This window comes from Pseudescherichia vulneris NBRC 102420 (genome assembly GCF_000759795.1).
In the GTDB taxonomy this organism is placed as follows: Bacteria; Pseudomonadota; Gammaproteobacteria; order Enterobacterales; family Enterobacteriaceae; genus Pseudescherichia; species Pseudescherichia vulneris.
In genome coordinates, this window is record NZ_BBMZ01000015.1 from 21,706 (window position 1) to 41,457 (window position 19,752).

25 protein-coding genes are annotated in these 19,752 nt (G+C 58.4%); 13 read left to right on the top strand and 12 right to left on the bottom strand.

The features are described 5' to 3' along the window. Position 1: 1 nt before the first annotated feature. From EV102420_RS13780 to mdtH, 9 genes are all read right to left on the bottom strand, one after another. The gene (locus tag EV102420_RS13780; protein WP_042392692.1) at positions 2–568 is read right to left on the bottom strand and encodes a cytochrome b; all 567 of its coding nucleotides are present in this window, start codon (positions 566–568) and stop codon (positions 2–4) included. A 268-nt stretch (positions 569–836) separates the two neighbouring features. After that, the gene (locus EV102420_RS21465; RefSeq protein ID WP_072015265.1) at positions 837–953 is read right to left on the bottom strand and encodes a YceO family protein; all 117 of its coding nucleotides are present in this window, start codon (positions 951–953) and stop codon (positions 837–839) included. 51 nt (positions 954–1,004) lie between these two features. After that, a complete protein-coding gene (solA, locus tag EV102420_RS13785) occupies positions 1,005–2,126 on the bottom strand; it encodes an N-methyl-L-tryptophan oxidase (protein ID WP_042392694.1) in 1,122 nt (373 codons plus the stop codon). A gap of 116 nt (positions 2,127–2,242) precedes the next feature. Continuing rightward, entirely contained in the window at positions 2,243–2,497 is a 255-nt protein-coding gene (gene bssS / locus EV102420_RS13790; protein ID WP_042392696.1) for a biofilm formation regulator BssS, read from the bottom strand. A 267-nt stretch (positions 2,498–2,764) separates the two neighbouring features. Continuing rightward, positions 2,765–3,010 (bottom strand): DNA damage-inducible protein I, encoded by a 246-nt coding sequence (gene dinI / locus EV102420_RS13795; RefSeq protein ID WP_042392697.1) that lies wholly within the window; start codon positions 3,008–3,010, stop codon positions 2,765–2,767. 75 nt (positions 3,011–3,085) lie between these two features. Then, the gene (gene pyrC, locus EV102420_RS13800) at positions 3,086–4,132 is read right to left on the bottom strand and encodes a dihydroorotase (RefSeq protein ID WP_042392699.1); all 1,047 of its coding nucleotides are present in this window, start codon (positions 4,130–4,132) and stop codon (positions 3,086–3,088) included. A gap of 127 nt (positions 4,133–4,259) precedes the next feature. After that, entirely contained in the window at positions 4,260–4,820 is a 561-nt protein-coding gene (locus tag EV102420_RS13805) for a lipoprotein (RefSeq protein WP_042392701.1), read from the bottom strand. Between the two features lie 127 nt (positions 4,821–4,947). Beyond that, positions 4,948–5,595 carry a glutaredoxin 2 gene (gene grxB, locus EV102420_RS13810; RefSeq protein ID WP_042392704.1) on the bottom strand — a complete coding sequence of 216 codons (648 nt, stop codon included), beginning with the start codon at positions 5,593–5,595 and terminating at the stop codon, positions 4,948–4,950. Between the two features lie 65 nt (positions 5,596–5,660). After that, complete coding sequence (gene mdtH, locus EV102420_RS13815; protein ID WP_042392706.1) at positions 5,661–6,869, bottom strand: multidrug efflux MFS transporter MdtH; 1,209 nt, start codon at positions 6,867–6,869, stop codon at positions 5,661–5,663. Positions 6,870–7,061: 192 nt separating this feature from the next. Here mdtH and rimJ point away from each other — a divergent pair, with 192 nt between their 5' ends. From rimJ to murJ, 4 genes are all read left to right on the top strand, one after another. Further along, positions 7,062–7,649 carry a ribosomal protein S5-alanine N-acetyltransferase gene (gene rimJ, locus EV102420_RS13820; RefSeq protein WP_042392708.1) on the top strand — a complete coding sequence of 196 codons (588 nt, stop codon included), beginning with the start codon at positions 7,062–7,064 and terminating at the stop codon, positions 7,647–7,649. Positions 7,650–7,661: 12 nt separating this feature from the next. After that, positions 7,662–8,309, top strand: a complete 648-nt coding sequence (locus EV102420_RS13825; RefSeq protein WP_042392710.1) for a YceH family protein — start codon at positions 7,662–7,664, stop codon at positions 8,307–8,309. Between the two features lie 2 nt (positions 8,310–8,311). Continuing rightward, positions 8,312–9,235, top strand: coding sequence for a Gfo/Idh/MocA family protein (locus EV102420_RS13830; protein ID WP_042392712.1), 924 nt, complete (start codon positions 8,312–8,314; stop codon positions 9,233–9,235). Between the two features lie 123 nt (positions 9,236–9,358). Further along, entirely contained in the window at positions 9,359–10,894 is a 1,536-nt protein-coding gene (gene murJ / locus EV102420_RS13835) for a murein biosynthesis integral membrane protein MurJ (RefSeq protein ID WP_042392714.1), read from the top strand. 47 nt (positions 10,895–10,941) lie between these two features. Here murJ and flgN read toward each other — a convergent pair whose 3' ends face one another. The 3 genes from flgN to flgA all read right to left on the bottom strand — a co-directional run bounded on the left by flgN (position 10,942) and on the right by flgA (position 12,416). Further along, the gene (gene flgN / locus EV102420_RS13840) at positions 10,942–11,364 is read right to left on the bottom strand and encodes a flagella biosynthesis chaperone FlgN (RefSeq protein ID WP_042392716.1); all 423 of its coding nucleotides are present in this window, start codon (positions 11,362–11,364) and stop codon (positions 10,942–10,944) included. 4 nt (positions 11,365–11,368) lie between these two features. Then, positions 11,369–11,662 carry a flagellar biosynthesis anti-sigma factor FlgM gene (flgM, locus tag EV102420_RS13845; protein ID WP_042392719.1) on the bottom strand — a complete coding sequence of 98 codons (294 nt, stop codon included), beginning with the start codon at positions 11,660–11,662 and terminating at the stop codon, positions 11,369–11,371. Between the two features lie 94 nt (positions 11,663–11,756). Next, the gene (gene flgA / locus EV102420_RS13850) at positions 11,757–12,416 is read right to left on the bottom strand and encodes a flagellar basal body P-ring formation chaperone FlgA (RefSeq protein WP_042392721.1); all 660 of its coding nucleotides are present in this window, start codon (positions 12,414–12,416) and stop codon (positions 11,757–11,759) included. A gap of 174 nt (positions 12,417–12,590) precedes the next feature. Between flgA and flgB the strand changes: the two genes are divergently transcribed. From flgB to flgJ, 9 genes are read left to right on the top strand one after another with little or no spacing between them, the layout of a single operon-like run. Next, the gene (flgB, locus tag EV102420_RS13855; protein WP_042392724.1) at positions 12,591–13,007 is read left to right on the top strand and encodes a flagellar basal body rod protein FlgB; all 417 of its coding nucleotides are present in this window, start codon (positions 12,591–12,593) and stop codon (positions 13,005–13,007) included. Positions 13,008–13,010: 3 nt separating this feature from the next. Then, complete coding sequence (gene flgC / locus EV102420_RS13860; RefSeq protein ID WP_042392725.1) at positions 13,011–13,415, top strand: flagellar basal body rod protein FlgC; 405 nt, start codon at positions 13,011–13,013, stop codon at positions 13,413–13,415. A gap of 11 nt (positions 13,416–13,426) precedes the next feature. Then, a complete protein-coding gene (flgD, locus tag EV102420_RS13865) occupies positions 13,427–14,104 on the top strand; it encodes a flagellar hook assembly protein FlgD (protein WP_042392727.1) in 678 nt (225 codons plus the stop codon). 26 nt (positions 14,105–14,130) lie between these two features. After that, positions 14,131–15,336: a flagellar hook protein FlgE gene (flgE, locus tag EV102420_RS13870; RefSeq protein WP_042392729.1), complete on the top strand. Its 1,206-nt coding sequence runs from the start codon at positions 14,131–14,133 to the stop codon at positions 15,334–15,336. Between the two features lie 20 nt (positions 15,337–15,356). Beyond that, complete coding sequence (locus EV102420_RS13875; protein ID WP_042392731.1) at positions 15,357–16,112, top strand: flagellar basal body rod protein FlgF; 756 nt, start codon at positions 15,357–15,359, stop codon at positions 16,110–16,112. A gap of 13 nt (positions 16,113–16,125) precedes the next feature. Continuing rightward, the gene (flgG, locus tag EV102420_RS13880; RefSeq protein WP_042392733.1) at positions 16,126–16,908 is read left to right on the top strand and encodes a flagellar basal-body rod protein FlgG; all 783 of its coding nucleotides are present in this window, start codon (positions 16,126–16,128) and stop codon (positions 16,906–16,908) included. A 60-nt stretch (positions 16,909–16,968) separates the two neighbouring features. Continuing rightward, entirely contained in the window at positions 16,969–17,667 is a 699-nt protein-coding gene (gene flgH, locus EV102420_RS13885) for a flagellar basal body L-ring protein FlgH (protein ID WP_106403933.1), read from the top strand. 11 nt (positions 17,668–17,678) lie between these two features. Further along, positions 17,679–18,776: a flagellar basal body P-ring protein FlgI gene (locus tag EV102420_RS13890; RefSeq protein ID WP_042392737.1), complete on the top strand. Its 1,098-nt coding sequence runs from the start codon at positions 17,679–17,681 to the stop codon at positions 18,774–18,776. Further along, a complete protein-coding gene (gene flgJ / locus EV102420_RS13895; protein WP_042392738.1) occupies positions 18,776–19,732 on the top strand; it encodes a flagellar assembly peptidoglycan hydrolase FlgJ in 957 nt (318 codons plus the stop codon). Before EV102420_RS13890 ends, flgJ begins: the two co-directional genes overlap by 1 nt. Positions 19,733–19,752 lie beyond the last annotated feature (20 nt).

Here is a 19,752-nt window from a genome sequence, read left to right on the forward strand (position 1 = left end):
CTTATGCTCCAGAGTCAGGGGACGATTTACCCAACATACGTTTGAGGGTGTCGTCTTTATCAATAAAATGGTGTTTAAGGGCAGCCAGGGCGTGCAGCACGGAGAGAATGACCACGCTCCATGCCAGCCACAGATGTAAAGTACCCGCGAGATCGGCCTGCGCACCGGCGTCGGTCAGGGTAGCGGGGATCTCAAACAAGCCAAATACGCTAATGGCTTGACCGTCAGCGGTAGAGATCAGATAGCCGCTGATCACAATGGCGAACAGCAGGGCGTAGAGAGTAATGTGCGCGCCAATGGCGGCGACATGAGTCAGACGGGAGTAAGAGGCTAATGCTTTCGGCGGCGGAGAGACATGACGCCAGATCAGGCGAACCACCAGGCCCATCATCAGCAGTACGCCGATGCTTTTATGCAGCTCCGGGGCCTGATGATACCAGCCATCATAATAGCTCAGCGTCACCATCCATAGACCAAGGGCAAACATGCCGTAAACCACAAGGGCAACCAGCCAGTGTAACGCAATAGAGACCGCACCATAGCGGCGAGCAGAATTACGCAGTTGCATAGAGTTAACCATACTCAAATATAAAGTTAACTTAAAATGGCCTGCAAAAAATATTAATGCAACTTAAAAATAACAAAAGGAGAGGCTATTTAATTTTGTTCAGTTTTTTCGTCATAATTTACCTTATGACCTTCAATGATTTCGTCTCACATTGGAAAAATGAGCCTGTTACTGAGCTTGCAGGCTGATTAGCCTGCTTACTTTCATTCAAAAAAACTGCGCGAAAATTAGGTTTTATTAAAGTAATGTCAACTTTTGTCAATATTACCTATCCGGCATAGAGTATATAAATAAAGTCAATTAAGGCCAGCAGCAACCAGAAGGCAATATAGGCCATCAAATGTTCACGGACGTTTTCTATGAGGTAAGTAAATAGCCGGCGCATTATATCTCCAGGGATAATTAAGCGTGAACAGGCCCGCGAGGGGCCTTTTGCTTATCCTGCCATGAAACGTCGCAGTGAAAAGGGGGTTAAGTCAAACGCTGGCGTTTTACCTGCGGCAAAGTCAGCGACAATCTCGCCCAGCACCGACGCAAACTTAAACCCGTGTCCGCTGAGGCCGGTGATAACCATCGTGTTGGTGCTCTCCGGCAGCGTATCGATGATAAAGTCCTCATCCGGCGAATTATCATAGGTGCAGGCGGCACCGTACAGGCAGCCGCCGATGCCGGGCAGGCACTGGCGAAGGAACGGGAAGCACTCTGAGCCGTCAGTGGCGACGCGGCCAAAGGGCAGGCGCTCGTCTTCGCTGCTGATAGACTGCCCGCCGTTGTGCCTGCCAATCTTAAGCGCATCGTCTTCTGCCGGAAAACCATAGTACTGGTCACCGTTGGCCAGCTCGCCGGTAAAGGCAGGGAAGTTGTTTTTACTGCTGTAGCGGCCATCGGCCTGATACCAGGCAAACACCTTGCGTACCGGCTGAATGGGCAGGGCGGGTAGCAGCTGCTTAACCCAGGTTCCGGCACTGACCAGCAGCTTCGTACCCTGATACTCGCCGTCAGCCGTCTCAATGGTCACGCCATCATCATGGTGATGGATCGCCGTCACCGGGCAGTTAAACAGCTGTGCACAGCCCGCTTCCCGGGCGAGGCGGATCCAGGTTTTTATCGCCAGCTCGCTCTTCAGCACGCCAGAGTCGGCTTCGAACAGGGCAATATAGTCGTCCGGCACGCGAAATTCAGGCCAGCGCGCCATCAGTGCGGCAGCGTCGAGTTGCTCAACGTTAAGGTTGAACTGCTGTGCGCTCTGCGCAACGTTGCGCAGAAAATCAGAGTGGGCGGGCCCCAGGTTAACTACGCCGCTGCGAATAAACACCTCTTCGCCGCTCTCTGCTGCCAGCTCTTCCCACAGCGCCTGCGCTCTGAGTACCAGCGGGACATACTTTTCGCCCTCGCCGTAGGCATGGCGGATCAGCCGCGTATCGCCATGATGGCTACCCTGCTGGTGGGGCGGCATATGGGCATCGGTCATCAGCACCTTCAACCCGGCGCGGGTAGCATAATAGCCCGCCGCCGCGCCGACTGAACCGCTGCCGATAATAATTAGATCGTATTTCATTAGGCTCTCCTGGCAAAAACGCGTGCTCAGGAGAGTAATTAACCCGCCGACGTTATACAAGCCAGAAATAAATAAGGCACCCTATGGGTGCCTGGTGGTTGAAAAATGATCATTCACTAATGCCGCTTGTACTCGTTTTCCTGGTAGTCGCCAGATTCAATCTTGGCAATGCCGGCTTCTAGAATGGATATAAATTGACGAGCAACGTCGGTCGTTAACCACAGAGTCTGTCCGACCTCGGTGTCGTCACGGTCGGCGTGATTTGGGGTCTGGTAGTGCAGGCGCAGCATCAGCGCATCGTAGCTGTCCACGGTGCTGATGTCCCACCCTACGAGCGGATGGGTTTGAATGACTTCATTATTTTTTACCATTTTAACCCCCTAAATGCGTGTGTAGAGACAACGACTCTTGAGGTTCAATGCGTGTTTATTGAAGCAACTTAAGTATATCAATAATTAAGCAGATTGCGCCAATAAAAAAATGGGGGGCATTTTTTCTGAACTTTCTTAGAATTTTTTGAACAAGAAAAGGCCTAATTACGGCTTACTTATTACAGAGATAAGCGGCACCATCAGAATAATGCCTAAAAATGAAAAAAGCCGGGGCGACCCGGCAAAAGCACAATAGGGAAACAACCATTAATCCTGCGTAAACCAGTCGTCCGCGCTCTCCCAGGTTTGCTGGAGGATCTCGCTAACGCGTTCTTTATCACCTTTGGCACCGCCGAGAACAGAGAGGTTGTTGGCGGCTGCATAGCGGACGGTCACCTTGCCTTCAGTGTCGGGATAGTCGCTCTGCAGACGGCGGGAGAGTTCGCTTGCCAGCGCGTCAATCGCGCCCGGCGGTAAGGGTGTTGTTTTAGCGATAGTCACTTCGATACGCATGATTGCCCCCTGAGTAATGTACTGTATTTTTATACAGTATAGACGCAGAACTTACAACAGGGAGCAAACTCTTTTTTAGCGACGGATCCGCCAGTTAACGCGTTCGCCCGCCAGGAACGGGATCAGCGTATCGTCAGTGAGGGCGATGCTTTCCGGCACCTGCTCCTCTTCGCGGATCAGCTCTACGTAACTCTCGTTGACCGGCAGGCCGTAGAAGCGCGGGCCGTTAAGCGAACAGAAGGCTTCAAAATGCGCTAGCGCGTTCATCTCTTCAAAGATGGTGGCATAGCTGGGCAGCGCCGTCGGGGCGTTGAAGCAGCCTGCACAGCCGCAGCTGGCCTCTTTACGCAGGCGCGCATGCGGGGCAGAGTCGGTGCCAAGGAAGGCACGCTCGAAGCCGCTGGCGACCAGCTCACGCAGCGCCTGCTGGTGAACGTTACGCTTGAGGATAGGCAAACAGTAGAGGTGCGGGCGTACGCCGCCCACCAGCATATGGTTACGGTTAAACATCAGATGCTGCGGGGTGATGGTGGCCGCCAGCAGCTCATTGCCCTCGCGTACATAGTCGGCTGCATCTTTCGTGGTGATGTGCTCAAACACCACCTTCAGTGCGGGCAGGCGCTGGCGCAGCGGCTCCATCACCGTCTCAATAAAGCGCGCCTCGCGATCGAAGATGTCGATCTCGGCGTGGGTCACTTCGCCATGCACCAGCAGCGGCATACCCAGCGTCTGCATCCGCTCCAGCACCGGCATGATAGCGTCAATGCTGGTCACCCCATGGCTGGAGTTGGTGGTGGCGTTGGCCGGATAGAGCTTGGCTGCGGTAAAGACCCCTTCGCGGAAGCCGCGCTCAACCTCGTTGGGATCCAGCGAGTCGGTAAGGTAGCAGGTCATCAGCGGGGTAAAGTCGTGGCCGGCAGGGACGGCGGCAAGAATACGTTGGCGGTAGGCGATGGCGGCCTCGACGGTGGTCACCGGCGGTGCCAGGTTTGGCATCACGATAGCGCGGCCATAGGTTTCACTGGTGTAGGGCACCACAGTCTTCAACATATCGCCGTCGCGCAGATGTACGTGCCAGTCGTCAGGGCGGCGAATTTTTAAAACCTGGGGTTGTGCTGTCATGGTAGTGCTCCGGCTAAAGTGAAGTCAGTAATGGCTGGTTTTATGCCGGGCACTAAGCATAGGCGTAAACGTTTTCGTTTGCACCTCTTTCCTGACCGAGGTGCAAAAATTACGCTGCGCCTACGCGTCAGTTAACAAAGGGAATAACAATCTCACCCGCTTTAATCTCCAGCCCTTTGGCATACTTTTTCGCCAGCGCTTCGCCTTTGCTGCTGTCTTCGCTTAAGACGTAGGCAGGCTGCTGGTTAAAGTAGTTTTGCAGGGCCTGGTTCAGGTAGGGGATCAGGGTCTGCACCACCGGCTGCATCTTCTGCGGCATTACCGAGGCGTCTACCACCTCCATCTGCTGGAGAAAGATCGCCCCTTTCTCTTTATTGAAGACCGGCAGCGCCTTGAGCTTCAGCTTGACGGTGGCCTGCTGGCTGCCGAACAGAGAGTTAAGATCCAGCCCGGCATCGCCGGAGAGCGTAACTTTGCCCGGATCTTCGCGCCCGATGGCGCTGACCAGGTTATTTAGCACGATATGCGCATCCGCCACGCCCGGCAGGCCAATATCGCGGGAGAAATTGTTGTGCTTTTGCAGCGCCTGGTTGATCTCCTGCTCGCTGACGGTGTACTGGGTGAGCTGGTTGCAACCTGCCAGCAGGCCGCCTGCGACAAGGGCTGCGGCAAATAAAATCTTCTTCATGGGATCCCTCAAAAGCCATCCATTTATGCCATCGTGACATAAAGCAGCCTGGCGTACCAGCGGGAGGCGTAACAGCAGAAAAGGCTGAAAGCGGTGGCGGAAACCTGCGCTTCCGCCGAACCAGAGGTTAAATTGCGATAGAGGAGAGGAGGTTAATTTGCGTCTGTTTGGCCATGTTGTCGCGATAGTCGGCGACGCGGGTGGGCCAGACAATACCGGGCACAATCGTCAGGTTACGCAGCAGCGGGAAGAGGTGGATATCATCCTCAGAGAGTTCACCGTTAACCGCGTTAGGCTGGACAATATGCTTATCCAGATCGCGCAGGTCATCGCTGATTTTTTTCACCAGCCCCGGCGTATGGGCAAGATGCTCGCTAAAGTCGCCGATAGCCGCCTCTTTTTTCTTGGTGAAGTAAGCGCGCGCTTCCGGCGTCGCAAACTCATCAAACGGCGCTTTGGCAAAGCGTGGGATTAGCAGGCGATTGGTGTACTCGTTGACCTTGCGCAGCCATGCCTCAATGGCTGGCTTACGTGCGCCGGTCAGCAGCGGCTCGCCGTCGAGCTGGTCAACGTACTTCACAATGTCCAGGCTCTCGGCCATGTAGCGGCTGTCATCTTTTTGCAGGATCGGGGCCATCTTCTGGCCAATCATACGGGTGGGCGTGGCTTCATCATCGTTGAGCAACACGTTAAGTTCGACCGGCAGATTTTTCAGGCCGAAGATCATGCGGGCTTTCAGGCAGTACGGGCAGTGGTCGTAAATATAGAGCTTCACGTTTCCCCTCCAGGTGATGGTTGTCCGTAACCATCAGTATGGAAGAGAAAAAAGCGCCTTTCAAATCAGGCCTCCGGTTCGAGCACCCCTGTCTGGGGATGTCGGGGGATGAACTGCCACCACAGCGCAAAGAGCGTTACCAGGCCAATCGCCGACAGCATCATCCACGGCAGCTCGGGCTGGCTGAAGGCTTTTCCGGCGTCGAACAGCCAGCCACCCCCCGCGTAGCCAAGGAATCCGCCGAAGGCGAGACCCAGGCGGCTAAAGCCCATATAACTGCCCCGCGCCCGGGCGTCCGCCAGCTCAGCGCTCAGCGTTTCCCGCGCCGGTTCGGCAATAATCGAGCCGATATAGAACGTGCAAATTAATGTAAAGAGCTGTTGTAGCGAGCTCACCATGCCAATCGGCAGCAGGCTGAAGGTCATAAACACCAGGCCAGCCATCAGACGCTGCTCAAGGCGAAAGCGTTTTTCGCTCCAGCGGGCGAGCGGGTAGAGCAGGGTCAGCGACAGGCTTGCCTCAATGGCATACATCCACTTCACCGCTGCGGGGGAGCCAGCGATGTCGTTCACCATGATCGGCAGCATCAGCATCACCTGTACGGCCAGCATGTAGTAGCCAGTTAAGGTGAGAACGTAGGTCACGAAGCGTTTGTCGTTCATCACCCGACTAAGCCCCTCCCGCACCGGGGTTTTCACCGTCGAGAGCCGCCACGCTGGCAGCAGCCAGGCGTTGAAGGCGGCGCAGAGGACAAAGATCACCGCGCCGGTGGCGCACACCAGGCGGAAATCGTACTGCAGCAGCCAGCTGCCGAGCAGGGCACCGATCACCGCCCCGGCGCTATCCTGCATCATCAGCAGCGAGAAGAAGCGTCCGCGCAGGTGCGGGCGGATCAGCTTGACCACCAGCGCCGAGCGCGGCGGATCGAACAGCGTGCCGCCGAGGCCGGAGAGGATGCACGAGCTCCATAGCAGCCACGGCTCCTGCGCCACGGCCATAGTGGCGAACCCGGCGGCCCGCAGCAGCATGCCGGTGACGATCATCGGCTTAGCACCAAAGCGGTCGGCGATAGCACCGCCGAAGATCCCCAGCCCCTGCTGAATAAGCTGGCGCAGGCCGAGGGCAATGCCCACCATCAGGGCGGCCCAGCCGAGCTGATCCACAAAACGAATAGAAATAAGCGGGAAGACAACAAAAAAACCCAGCACAACCAGCATATTATCGATGAGCAGGAAATATTTACCCAGGCGCCTGGCCTGCGATACGCGGGACATCTCCCCTCCTGGGAATGTCAAAATAGTTACCCTGCTATTTTGCGTGGTTGCTGACCATTTTCCCACCGCTGCGGCGACGATATTTTTTTATCAAAGCAACGCTTTGATTGATGCTCTTTATCGTAATAGTGGCCTGGCGCAGGTATAGTTATTCGCAGGGGTAACAAGACGTTTTGACAGGAGTGGTGATGAATGTTCGGCTATCGTAACAACGTTCCAAAAGTGCGCTTGACGACGGACCGGCTGGTGGTGCGTTTAGTGCATGAGCGCGATGCATGGCGTTTAGCAGACTATTACGCAGAGAACCGCCAGTTTTTAAAGCCCTGGGAGCCCATCCGCGATGAGAGCCACTGCTATCCGTCCGGCTGGCAGGCGCGCCTCAGCATGATTAACGAATTTCACAAGCAGGGAAGCGCCTTCTATTTTGCGCTGTTCGATCCCGATGAAAAAGAGATCATGGGCGTCGCCAACTTCTCTAACGTCGTACGCGGCTCGTTTCACGCCTGCTATCTGGGCTACTCAATCGGGCAGAAGTGGCAGGGGCAGGGGCTGATGTTTGAGGCGCTGACCGCCGCGATCCGCTATATGCAGCGCACCCAGCATATTCACCGCATTATGGCCAACTACATGCCGCATAATCAGCGCAGCGGCGGCCTGCTGGCGCGGCTGGGTTTTGAAAAAGAGGGCTATGCCAAAGCCTATCTGCTGATCGACGGCGAGTGGCGCGATCACGTCCTGACGGCGCTGACCACCCAGGAGTGGACCGCAGGCCGCAACTAAGGAAAGACGAAAATGAAAATTCTGTTAAGCCCCGCCGAAGCGCGGATTATTGGCTGCCTGCTGGAGAAGCAGGTGACGACGCCCGAGCAGTACCCCCTCTCTCTGAATGCAGTGGTCAGCGCCTGCAATCAGAAAACCAACCGTGAACCCGTTATGTCTCTCAGCGACGCCGAGGTGCAGGATCTCCTCGACACGCTGGTCAAGCGCCACTACCTGCGCAACGTCAGCGGCTTCGGCAACCGGGTCACAAAATACGAGCAGCGCTTTTGTAACTCCGAGTTTGGTAACCTCAAGCTCAGCAGCGGCGAGATGGCGCTCATCACCACGCTGCTGCTGCGCGGCGCGCAGACCCCAGGCGAGCTGCGGATGCGGGCGGCAAGAATGCATGAGTTTGCTGACGTGCCGGAAGTCGAAAAGACCTTAGAGGCGCTGGCGACGCGGGAGGATGGGCCCTTTGTGGTTCGTCTGCCGCGCGAGCCGGGCAAACGTGAAAGCCGCTATATGCACCTGTTTAGCGGCGAGGCGGCTCCGGAAGCCACCTCCGTAGAGCGCGACGCGCCACAGCCCGAGGATCTCGCGGCGCGGGTGGCGGTGCTGGAGGGCGAGGTCGCCGAACTGAAGCAGCGTCTCGATTCACTGCTGGCACACCTGGGAGATTAACCATGACACAGTTACGCATAGGCGTAGTGGGGCTGGGCGGTATTGCTCAGAAAGCCTGGCTGCCGGTGCTGGGCGCGGCCACCGACTGGACGCTGCAGGCGGCCTGGTCACCGTCGCGGGAGAAGGCGTTAGACATTTGCCAGCGCTGGCGGATGCCCTACGCCGGATCGCTGCCGGAGCTGGCCGCCCAGTGCGATGCCGTGTTCGTTCACACCTCTACGGCCTCGCACTACGCGGTGGTGAGCGAACTTTTAAACGCCGGGGTCCACGTCTGCGTCGATAAGCCGCTGGCGGAGAACCTTGCCGATGCCGAGCGGCTGGTGGCGCTGGCCGCGCGTAAAAAGCTGATCCTGATGGTCGGCTTCAACCGTCGCTTTGCACCCCTGTATCGCGACTTGAAAACCCGCCTCGCCAGCGGGGCCTCGCTGCGCATGGATAAGCACCGGAGCGACAGCGTCGGGCCGCACGATCTGCGCTTTACGCTGCTGGACGACTACCTTCACGTGGTGGACACCGCCCTGTGGCTGGCGGGAGGCGAAGGCCAGCTTAACGGCGGCACGCTGCTGACCAACGACGAGGGGGCGATGATCTACGCCGAGCACCACTTTAGCCACGACGCCCTGCAAATCACCACCAGCATGCATCGCCGGGCGGGTAGCCAGCGCGAGTGGGTGCAGGCGGTGACCGACGGCGGCCTGTATGACGTGACCGATATGCGCGAGTGGCGGGAAGAGCAGGGCAGCGGCATTACGCTGCGTCCCATTCCCGGCTGGCAAAGCACTCTGGAGCAGCGCGGCTTCGTGGGCTGCGCCCAGCACTTTATCACCTGTGTGAAAAATCAGACTGCGCCTGAAACCTCCGGCGAGCAGGCGGTGCTGGCCCAGCGCATCATCGACAGGCTCTGGCGCGAGGCGATGGTTGAATAACTCGCTGTAGTATCTGGTAATAGTTTCTGGATGTAGTATTTCATCGCAATCCAGGTAGACTAAGCGCTTCTTCTAACGCCTGCTATGCAGGCGTTTTGCCGCAGGGTTCGGATTAATACGGTAATGAATTTATTAAAATCGCTGGCTGCGGTCAGCTCGATGACTCTCTTTTCCCGCGTGCTGGGCTTTGCCCGCGATGCCATCGTGGCGCGGGTATTTGGCGCAGGCCTGGCAACCGACGCCTTTTTTGTCGCGTTCAAGCTTCCCAACCTGTTGCGCCGTATCTTTGCAGAAGGCGCGTTTTCCCAGGCGTTTGTGCCCATTCTCGCCGAGTACAAAAGCAAAGAGGGTGAGGATGCGACCCGCGTCTTTGTCGCCTATGTCTCTGGCCTGCTCACGCTGGTACTGGCGATTGTGACCATTGCCGGGATGCTGGCCGCACCCTGGGTGATCATGGTCACCGCGCCGGGCTTTGCCGATACCGCCGACAAGTTTGCGCTCACCACCCAGCTGCTGAAGATCACCTTTCCCTACATTTTGCTGATTTCGCTGGCCTCGCTGGTGGGGGCGATCCTCAATACCTGGAACCGCTTCTCGGTGCCAGCCTTTGCGCCTACCCTTTTAAACGTCAGCATGATTGGCTTTGCGCTCTTTGCCGCACCGCTGTTTCACCCGCCGGTGCTGGCGCTGGCCTGGGCGGTGACCGTCGGGGGCGTACTGCAACTTTTTTACCAGCTGCCGCACCTCAAAAAGATCGGCATGCTGGTGCTGCCGCGCATCAGCCTGCGTGATGAAGGGTCACTCCGCGTAGTTAAGCAGATGGGGCCAGCGATCCTTGGCGTCTCGGTCAGCCAGATCTCGCTGATCATCAACACCATTTTTGCCTCGTTTCTCGCCTCCGGCTCGGTGTCGTGGATGTACTACGCCGACCGCCTGATGGAGTTCCCCTCTGGCATACTGGGCGTGGCGCTGGGCACCATTCTGCTGCCGTCGCTCTCCCGCAGCTTTGCCAGCGGCAACCAGGACGAGTACTGCCGCCTGATGGACTGGGGCCTGCGCCTCTGCTTCCTGCTGGCGCTGCCGAGCGCCGTGGCGCTGGGGATCCTCGCCAAACCGCTGACGGTATCGCTGTTCCAGTACGGCAAATTCACCGCTACCGACGCGCTGATGACTCAGCGGGCGCTAGTGGCCTACTCCGTGGGGCTGATGGGGCTGATTGTGGTGAAGGTACTGGCACCGGGCTTCTACTCGCGTCAGGACATCAAAACCCCGGTCAAGATCGCTATCGTCACGCTGATTATGACCCAGCTGATGAACCTGGCCTTTATCGGCCCGCTCAAACACGCCGGACTGGCGCTGTCCATTGGCCTGGCGGCCTGCCTCAACGCCAGCCTGCTCTACTGGCAGCTGCGCAAGCAGAAAATCTTTACTCCGCAGCCGGGCTGGCAGCGTTTTCTGCTGCGTCTGGTTATTGCCGTTGTAGTGATGGCCGCCGCGCTGCTGGGCGTGCTCTCGGTGATGCCGGAGTGGTCGCAGGGCACCATGGCCTGGCGACTGCTGCGTCTGATGGCGGTGGTGGCGGTGGGAGGCATTGCCTACTTCGCCACGCTGGCGCTGCTGGGCTTTAAGGTGAAGGAGTTTGCTCGCCGGACGGCATAAAACAGAACAGGCCTGGGCAGCGGTGCCCGGGCCTGTGCGGTGCGAGATCAGATGGAGATTTTCTTGCCGCCGCGGTGGGAAGCCGAGGTCTGGCCATTCGCGCCGTAGAGGGCGGGCTCCTGATGCGGTTTTAGCACCTCCAGCGCCTGCCTGTTGCGCTGGATCTGATCTTCCAGCAGCCAGCCGTTGTGCTGGTTAAGCTCGCGCAGGTGCTGCGTCTTTTTCGTGATAGTCAGCCAGCGGCCTGCGATATCATCATTTGCGCTCTGCTGCATATTCTGTTCGGTACGACGCTGCTGTTCAAGATAGTCCAGCGTGGCGAGCAACGAACTCTTCTCTTCGGTAATACGCTGTAGCGCGCTGCCGTTAATCTGGCCCGCAGAAAGATGTTGTTGCTCAGCATCCATCACGCCTTTCAGCGCGTTCAGGATAACTGTCATTTGATCAAGAACTTCTGACAGTTTGCTCATACGCTCACTTACTCTGTAGGAAACTCTGCGCTTCGCTAATCAGGGCGTCGGCAATTTTGCCGGTATCCATTTTCAGCTCGCCGTTGCGGATCGCGGTTTTCAGGGCTTCCACGCGCTCCATATTGATATCTTCACTGCCCGCCTGGGTCAGCTTGGTTTGCGCATTGCTAATGGTGACGCTGGTACTGTTCGCAGTAGCGGATTTTTCCAGACGCGCTTTTGGGGTCTGAGTATCGTGAGTTTCGCGCGGTTGGACAGTGCTAACCGACTTTAAAGGCGATGTACGATCAATGCTCATAGTGTTGTCCTCATCGAGGGTTCGCGGCCATTGTGGCTTGCCATCATCATATATTGCTTAATTATCGGCAGGTGCCGCAAATTCTTTAAAAAGATTACAGGTTAATAAGAATATTCCCATCAGGCGCTACCGTTCCGCTGACCACCTGACCCGAGGTCATGCGCACGCGGGCATTTTGCGCCACCGAGGCGTTGTTCAGCGCCTGGCCTTCACCGTTTACGCTAAAGCCGTCGCCGCTGGCGATCACCTGCACCCGCTGTCCGGCTTTTATCCGCCACGACTGGCGCAGCATCGAGAGCTGAATCGCCTGGCCTGGCGCCAGATCGCGCAGGCTAACCGCATCCTGGGCCTGGTTGATATCCAGCATGGTGCGCGGCGGAAGTCGATCCAGACGGCCACGTTTGAGGGTCACGCTACCCGGTTCGAGCGTGCTGCCGCGGGTAATAGCCTGGGCCGCCACCACGTAGTTGCCGGTCGCCTCTACCGTAACCTGCAAATAGCGTTTCTCATTGGCGCACTGGGCCAGCACGTTAACGTTGCCCCACAGCTTGGCGTTACCCGCGACGCTCAGCGCCGGTTGTTCACAGGCAGGCAGCAGGTTAGCCGGTGTGCGCACGGTGACGGCGACCTCATCGCTAAAGCCTGCCAGCCGCTGGGCAAAAAAGGTGGTCAGCTGGGCAGTGAGATCCTGCGCGGCCGCAAAGGGGCTGACGAACAGCAATAGGGCTGCGCAGAGGCTTTTCACACTGTGCATGGCGAACTCCTGCCTGGATGAGAAAGTGAGGGGATTTTACCCGGAGTGCAAATCTATCAACGCAATAAATAGCGACGCATTTTGCGTTTATTCCAACGATAAGGCGTGCCCTCTGACCTTTAAGCTGTCATCTGTCAATTTCTCATCAGCGTAATAGTCATCAGCGGGGGAGACATGCTCGATAAACTCGATGCCGCGCTACGATTTCAGCAAGAAGCATTAAACCTGCGCGCCCAGCGCCAGGAAGTTCTGGCTGCCAATATTGCCAACGCCGATACCCCGGGGTATCAGGCGCGCGATATGGATTTTGCCAGCGAACTTAAAAAAGTGATGGAGCGCGGCCGGGCCGAAAGCAGCGGGGTATCGCTGGCACTGACTTCCGCTCGCCATATTCCTGCCCAGACCATCGCCGCACCGTCTACTGAACTGCTCTATCGCATTCCCGATCAGCCATCGCTGGACGGTAACACCGTCGATATGGACCGGGAGCGTACCCAGTTTGCCGATAACAGCCTGCAATACCAGACCGGGCTGAGCGTTCTGGGTGGACAGATCAAAGGCATGATGAGCGTACTGCAGGGGGGGAATTAATAGATGGCATTACTGAACATTTTTGATATCGCCGGATCGGCGCTGACGGCTCAGTCACAGCGACTGAACGTGGCGGCGAGTAACCTGGCGAACGCCGACAGCGTTACCGGTCCCGACGGCCAGCCTTATCGTGCCAAGCAGGTGGTGTTTCAGGTAAATGCGGCTCCAGGTGCAGCCACCGGCGGCGTCAAGGTCGCCAACGTCATTGAGAGCCAGGCTCCGGAGAAGCTGGTCTTTGAGCCAGGCAACCCGCTTGCCGATGCCAAAGGCTACGTGCGGATGCCCAACGTAGACGTCGTCGGCGAGATGGTTAACTCCATGTCCGCTTCACGCAGCTACCAGGCAAACGTTGAAGTACTTAACACCGTGAAGAGCATGATGCTGAAAACGCTCACGCTTGGCTCGTAAAGGAGAGTCGCATGTCTATCGCTGTAAATCTCAACGACACTACCAGCAGCACTACCGCCACATCGAAAACGACCAGCGCGACCTCCGGCAGTAGCGCAACGGACCTGCAGAGCAGCTTCTTAACGCTGCTGGTGGCCCAGCTCAAAAACCAGGATCCCACCAATCCGATGGAGAACAACGAGCTGACCACTCAGCTGGCGCAGATCAATACCGTGAGCGGCATTGAGAAGCTCAATACCACCCTCGGCGCGATCTCCGGTCAGATTGACAACAGCCAGTCGCTGCAGGCGAGCACGCTGATCGGTCACGGGGTGATGATCCCGGGCACCACCGTGCTGGCAGGCAGCGAAACCACCACGCCGTTTGGCGTTGAGCTGACCCAGCCGGCAGATAAAGTCACCGCCACCATTACTGATAAAAATGGTCTTGTGGTACGCACCATTGATATTGGCGGCCTGAGCGCGGGTGTTCACACCTTTAGCTGGGACGGCAAGATGACCGACGGCACCGCCGCACCGGACAGCGCCTACACCGTTTCCATCAGCGCCAGCAACGGCTCTACCCAGCTGGTGGCTCAGCCGCTGCAGTTTGCGCTGGTGCAGGGCGTCACCAAAAGCAGCACCGGTAACACCTTAGATTTGGGTACCTACGGTACCACCACCCTCGACGAAGTACGGCAGATTATATAAGCCTTTACACTTATCAGGAGTAAGTCATGGCCTTCTCACAAGCGGTCAGCGGCCTGAATGCTGCGGCCACCAACCTCGATGTCATTGGTAACAACATTGCCAACTCCGCCACCTATGGCTTTAAATCTGGCACCGCGTCCTTCGCCGATATGTTTGCCGGTTCTAAAGTCGGTCTCGGCGTGAAGGTAGCGGGCATTACCCAGGACTTCACCGACGGCACGACCACCAACACCGGTCGCGGCCTGGACGTCGCCATCAGCCAGAACGGTTTCTTCCGTCTGGTCGACAGCAACGGTTCGGTATTCTACAGCCGTAACGGCCAGTTCAAGCTGGACGAAAACCGCAACATCGTTAACATGCAGGGCCTGCAGCTGACCGGCTTCCCGGCCTCCGGCACCCCACCGACCATTCAGCAGGGCGCAAACCCGACGGCGATCTCCATTCCAAACACCCTGATGGCGGCGAAAACCACCGACACCGCGGCGATGCAGATCAACCTGAACTCCACCGATGCAGCGCCGACCGTGGCCTTCGATCCGACCAATGCCGACAGCTACAACAAAAAAGGCTCGGTGACCGTTTTCGATAGCCAGGGTAACTCTCACGACATGAACGTCTACTTCGTGAAGAGCACGGCCAGCAACACCTGGAACGTTTACACCCAGGACAGCAGCGTGGCAAACAGCCCTGCGACGCTCTCTACCACGCTGGGCTTTAGCAACACCGGCGCGCTGACCTCCGGCGGTACCGCCAGCGTGACGACGGCGACGATCCCGGGCGCGACCCCGGCGACCTTCAGCCTGAGCTTCCTGAACTCCATGCAGCAGAACACCGGCGCGAACAACATCGTGGCCACTAACCAGAACGGCTACAAGCCGGGTGACCTGGTGAGCTACCAGATCAACGACGACGGCACCGTAGTGGGTAACTACTCTAACGAGCAGAACCAGCTGCTGGGTCAGATCGTGCTGGCTAACTTCGCTAACAACGAAGGCCTGGCCTCTGAAGGCGACAACGTCTGGACGGCGACCCAGTCCTCCGGCGTGGCGCTGCTGGGCACCGCAGGCAGCGGTAACTTCGGTACCCTGACCAACGGCGCACTGGAAGCATCCAACACCGATCTGAGTAAAGAGCTGGTCAACATGATCGTCGCGCAGCGTAACTATCAGTCAAACGCGCAGACCATCAAAACCCAGGATCAGATCCTTAACACCCTGGTTAACCTGCGCTAAGCGCCTGACGGGACGGCTTCATGGATCACGCAATATATACCGCGATGGGCGCGGCCAGCCAGACGCTCAACCAGCAGGCGGTTACGGCCAGCAACCTCGCGAACGCCTCTACGCCGGGCTTCCGTGCGCAGCTCAACGCGCTGCGCGCCGTGCCGGTAGAGGGCCTGTCGCTGCCTACCCGTACGCTGGTGGCGGCGTCTACCCCCGGCGCGGATATGACCCAGGGCCAGATGGACTACACCTCCCGCCCGCTGGACGTTGCCCTGCAACAGGACGGCTGGCTGGCAGTGCAGACCCCGGACGGCACCGAGGGCTATACCCGCAACGGTAATATGCAGGTGAGCCCGACGGGTCAGCTGACCATCCAGGGCAACCCGGTGATGGGCGACGCGGGTCCGATTGCCGTGCCGGAAGGAGCGGAGATCACCATTGCGGCGGACGGCACCGTCTCGGCGCTGACCCCCGGCGATCCGCCGAATACGGTATCACCCATTGGCAAGCTGAAGCTGGTCAAGGCGACCGGGGCTGAAGTGGTGCGTGGCGATGACGGCATGTTCCGTCTCAGCCAGGCTGCTCAGGCGACCCGAGGCGCTACCCTGCAGGCCGATCCCACCATCCGCGTGATGTCGGGCGTGCTGGAGGGGAGCAACGTGAAGCCGGTTGCCGCGATGACCGATATGATCGCCAGCGCACGTCGCTTTGAGATGCAGATGAAGGTCATCAGCAGCGTTGATGAAAATGAGCAGCGTGCTAACTCACTGCTGTCGATGAGCTAATACAGGACTAACTATGATTAACTCTTTATGGATTGCCAAGACCGGCCTCGACGCCCAGCAAACCAATATGGACGTCATCGCCAACAACCTGGCGAACGTCAGCACCAACGGTTTCAAGCGTCAGCGTGCGGTCTTTGAAGATCTGCTCTATCAGACCGTTCGCCAGCCTGGCGCGCAGTCTTCCGAGCAGACCACGTTGCCGTCAGGCCTGCAGATTGGTACCGGCGTCCGTCCGGTGGCCACCGAGCGCCTGCACAGCCAGGGTAACCTCTCTCAGACCAACAACAGTAAAGACGTGGCGATCAAAGGCCAGGGCTTCTTCCAGGTGATGCTGCCGGACGGCACCTCAGCCTATACCCGCGACGGCTCGTTCCAGGTGGATCAGAACGGCCAGCTGGTAACCGCAGGCGGTTTCCAGGTGCAGCCCGCCATCACCATTCCGGCGAACTCCCTGAGCATTACCATCGGCCGTGACGGCGTGGTGAGCGTGACCCAGCAGGGCCAGGCCGCACCGGTCCAGGTAGGGCAGCTCAACCTGACCACCTTTATGAACGATACCGGTCTGGAAAGCATTGGTGAGAACCTCTACACCGAAACGCAGTCTTCCGGTGCGCCGAACGACTCGACGCCTGGCCTGAACGGGGCAGGGCTGCTTTACCAGGGGTATGTTGAAACCTCTAACGTGAACGTGGCTGAAGAGCTGGTGAATATGATCCAGGTTCAGCGCGCTTACGAAATTAACAGTAAAGCCGTATCGACTACCGATCAGATGCTGCAAAAACTGACGCAACTCTAAGGCGCGCTCCGGCGCGGCAGTAACCGCCGCGCCGGGCCCCTGATTTCGAAGATGAAAGCAATGCATAAATCCGCCGCGTTTCGTTATCCGCTTATGGCTTTGGTGGCACTCACCCTCAACGGGTGTGCCTGGATCCCCTCGACGCCGCTGGTGCAGGGCGCAACCACTGCGCAGCCCACGCCCGGCCCGCAGCCCATTGTCAACGGCTCCATTTTTCAGACTGCCCAGCCCATCAACTACGGCTATCAGCCGCTGTTTGAGGATCGCAGACCGCGTAACGTAGGCGATACGCTGACCATCGTGCTGCAAGAGAACGTCAGCGCCAGCAAAAGCTCGTCGGCGAACGCCAGCCGCGACGGCAAAACCAACTTCGGCGTCGGTACTGCGCCGCGCTACTTAGAAGGCCTGTTTGGCAACGCCCGTGCGGATGTCGACGCCTCAGGCAGCAACGGCTTCAACGGTAAGGGTGGGGCCAACGCCAGCAACACCTTCAGCGGAACGCTGACCGTGACGGTTGACCAGGTTCTGGCCAACGGTAACTTACACGTCGTGGGTGAAAAACAGATCGCCATTAACCAGGGCACTGAGTTCATCCGCTTCTCCGGTGTCGTGAACCCACGCACCATCAGCGGCAGCAACTCCGTTCCGTCCACTCAGGTGGCGGACGCGCGCATCGAATATGTCGGCAACGGCTATATCAATGAAGCGCAGAATATGGGCTGGCTGCAGCGTTTCTTCCTTAATCTCTCGCCGATGTAACGGGGTGACCAATGTTTAAATATCTGGCAGGGATCGCGCTGGTACTGGTAGCAACCATTGCCCAGGCCGAGCGCATCCGCGACCTCACCAGCGTACAGGGCGTACGACAGAACTCACTGATTGGCTACGGGCTGGTTGTCGGCCTGGATGGCACGGGCGACCAGACCACTCAGACGCCGTTTACCACCCAGAGCCTGAACAACATGCTCTCCCAGATGGGGATCACCGTCCCCGCCGGGACCAACATGCAGCTGAAAAACGTGGCGGCGGTGATGGTCACCGCCCAGTTCCCGGCGTTTGCCCGCCAGGGTCAGACCATCGACGTGGTGGTCTCCTCAATGGGTAACGCCAAGAGCCTGCGCGGCGGTACGCTCATCATGACCCCGCTGAAAGGCGTCGATAACCAGGTCTACGCCCTGGCGCAGGGCAACGTGCTGGTCGGCGGCGCGGGCGCAGCGGCAGGCGGCAGCAGCGTGCAGGTTAACCAGCTCAACGGCGGCCGTATTACCGGCGGCGCGGTGGTCGAGCGTGAGCTGCCTAGCCAGTTTGGCTCCGGCAACACCATCAATCTGCAGCTGAACCAGGAAGATTTCACCCTGGCGCAGCAGATCACCGACACCATTAACCGCTCTCGCGGCTACGGCAGCGCCACGGCGCTGGATGCACGAACCATCCAGATCCGCGTGCCGAGCGGCAACAGCTCGCAGGTGCGTTTCCTTGCCGATATCCAGAATATGGAAGTGGGCGTGACGCCGCAGGATGCGAAGGTAGTGATCAACTCCCGTACCGGATCGGTGGTAATGAACCGCGAAGTGACGCTGGACAGCTGTGCGGTGGCCCAGGGCAACCTCTCGGTGACGGTAAACCGCCAGGCCAACGTCAGCCAGCCGGATACGCCGTTTGGCGGCGGCCAGACCGTGGTCACTCCGCAGACGCAGATCGACCTGCGCCAGAGCGGCGGTTCGTTGCAGAGCGTCCGCTCCAGCGCCAACCTGAACAACGTTGTTCGGGCGCTGAACGCGCTGGGCGCGACGCCGATCGATCTGATGTCGATCCTTCAGTCAATGCAGAGCGCAGGCTGCCTGCGCGCGAAACTGGAAATTATCTAATGCTAACCGACAGCCGGATGATGGCGAGCGCGGCATGGGATGCGCAATCGCTGAATGAACTGAAAACCCAGGCTGGGCAGGATCCGCAGGCTAACCTGCGCCCGGTGGCCCGCCAGGTGGAAGGGATGTTCGTGCAGATGATGCTGAAAAGCATGCGTGAAGCCCTGCCAAAAGACGGCCTGTTTAGCAGCGACTCCACCCGCATGTACACCAGCATGTATGACCAGCAGATTGCCCAGCAGCTGACCGCGGGCAAGGGGCTGGGGCTGGCGGAGATGATGGTGAAGCAGATGTCCGGCGGCCAGAGTGAACCGACAGAGGCACCTTCGCAGGTGCCAATGAAGTTCCCGCTCGAAACGGTGACCAGTTATCAAAACCAGGCCCTGACCCAGATGGTGCGCAAGGCGATGCCGAAAACGCCCGACGGTGGGGGCAACGATGCCGCACTGTCGGGCGACAGCAAAGAGTTCCTCGCTCAGCTCTCACTGCCAGCGCGGCTGGCCAGTGAGCAGAGCGGGGTGCCGCACCACCTGATCCTTGCCCAGGCGGCGCTGGAGTCCGGCTGGGGGCAGCGGCAGATCAAGCGTGAAAACGGTGAGCCGAGCTTTAACCTGTTTGGCGTCAAGGCCAGCAGCAGCTGGAAGGGGCCTACTACCGAGATCACCACCACCGAATATGAGAACGGTGAGGCGAAGAAGGTGAAGGCGAAGTTCCGCGTCTACGGCTCCTATCTGGAGGCGCTGTCGGACTACGTTGGTCTGCTGTCGCGCAACCCGCGCTATGCCGCTGTCACCACTGCGGCAACCGCCGAGCAGGGGGCGCAGGCGTTGCAGAGTGCGGGCTACGCCACCGATCCGAACTATGCCCGTAAGCTGACCAGCATGATCCAGCAGCTGAAATCCCTTAGCGATAAGGTGAGTAAAGCCTACAGCAACGATATTGAAAATCTGTTCTGACAGCTCTCAAGTTCAGCCTG

Coding starts and splice junctions, on each gene's coding strand:
- EV102420_RS13780 (WP_042392692.1), bottom strand. CDS start 568: ATGCAACTGCGTAATTCTGCTCGCCGCTATGGTGCGGTCTCTATTGCG.
- EV102420_RS21465 (WP_072015265.1), bottom strand. CDS start 953: ATGCGCCGGCTATTTACTTACCTCATAGAAAACGTCCGTGAACATTTG.
- solA (WP_042392694.1), bottom strand. CDS start 2,126: ATGAAATACGATCTAATTATTATCGGCAGCGGTTCAGTCGGCGCGGCG.
- bssS (WP_042392696.1), bottom strand. CDS start 2,497: ATGGTAAAAAATAATGAAGTCATTCAAACCCATCCGCTCGTAGGGTGG.
- dinI (WP_042392697.1), bottom strand. CDS start 3,010: ATGCGTATCGAAGTGACTATCGCTAAAACAACACCCTTACCGCCGGGC.
- pyrC (WP_042392699.1), bottom strand. CDS start 4,132: ATGACAGCACAACCCCAGGTTTTAAAAATTCGCCGCCCTGACGACTGG.
- EV102420_RS13805 (WP_042392701.1), bottom strand. CDS start 4,820: ATGAAGAAGATTTTATTTGCCGCAGCCCTTGTCGCAGGCGGCCTGCTG.
- mdtH (WP_042392706.1), bottom strand. CDS start 6,869: ATGTCCCGCGTATCGCAGGCCAGGCGCCTGGGTAAATATTTCCTGCTC.
- rimJ (WP_042392708.1), top strand. CDS start 7,062: ATGTTCGGCTATCGTAACAACGTTCCAAAAGTGCGCTTGACGACGGAC.
- EV102420_RS13825 (WP_042392710.1), top strand. CDS start 7,662: ATGAAAATTCTGTTAAGCCCCGCCGAAGCGCGGATTATTGGCTGCCTG.
- EV102420_RS13830 (WP_042392712.1), top strand. CDS start 8,312: ATGACACAGTTACGCATAGGCGTAGTGGGGCTGGGCGGTATTGCTCAG.
- murJ (WP_042392714.1), top strand. CDS start 9,359: ATGAATTTATTAAAATCGCTGGCTGCGGTCAGCTCGATGACTCTCTTT.
- flgN (WP_042392716.1), bottom strand. CDS start 11,364: ATGAGCAAACTGTCAGAAGTTCTTGATCAAATGACAGTTATCCTGAAC.
- flgM (WP_042392719.1), bottom strand. CDS start 11,662: ATGAGCATTGATCGTACATCGCCTTTAAAGTCGGTTAGCACTGTCCAA.
- flgA (WP_042392721.1), bottom strand. CDS start 12,416: ATGCACAGTGTGAAAAGCCTCTGCGCAGCCCTATTGCTGTTCGTCAGC.
- flgB (WP_042392724.1), top strand. CDS start 12,591: ATGCTCGATAAACTCGATGCCGCGCTACGATTTCAGCAAGAAGCATTA.
- flgC (WP_042392725.1), top strand. CDS start 13,011: ATGGCATTACTGAACATTTTTGATATCGCCGGATCGGCGCTGACGGCT.
- flgD (WP_042392727.1), top strand. CDS start 13,427: ATGTCTATCGCTGTAAATCTCAACGACACTACCAGCAGCACTACCGCC.
- flgE (WP_042392729.1), top strand. CDS start 14,131: ATGGCCTTCTCACAAGCGGTCAGCGGCCTGAATGCTGCGGCCACCAAC.
- EV102420_RS13875 (WP_042392731.1), top strand. CDS start 15,357: ATGGATCACGCAATATATACCGCGATGGGCGCGGCCAGCCAGACGCTC.
- flgG (WP_042392733.1), top strand. CDS start 16,126: ATGATTAACTCTTTATGGATTGCCAAGACCGGCCTCGACGCCCAGCAA.
- flgH (WP_106403933.1), top strand. CDS start 16,969: ATGCATAAATCCGCCGCGTTTCGTTATCCGCTTATGGCTTTGGTGGCA.
- EV102420_RS13890 (WP_042392737.1), top strand. CDS start 17,679: ATGTTTAAATATCTGGCAGGGATCGCGCTGGTACTGGTAGCAACCATT.
- flgJ (WP_042392738.1), top strand. CDS start 18,776: ATGCTAACCGACAGCCGGATGATGGCGAGCGCGGCATGGGATGCGCAA.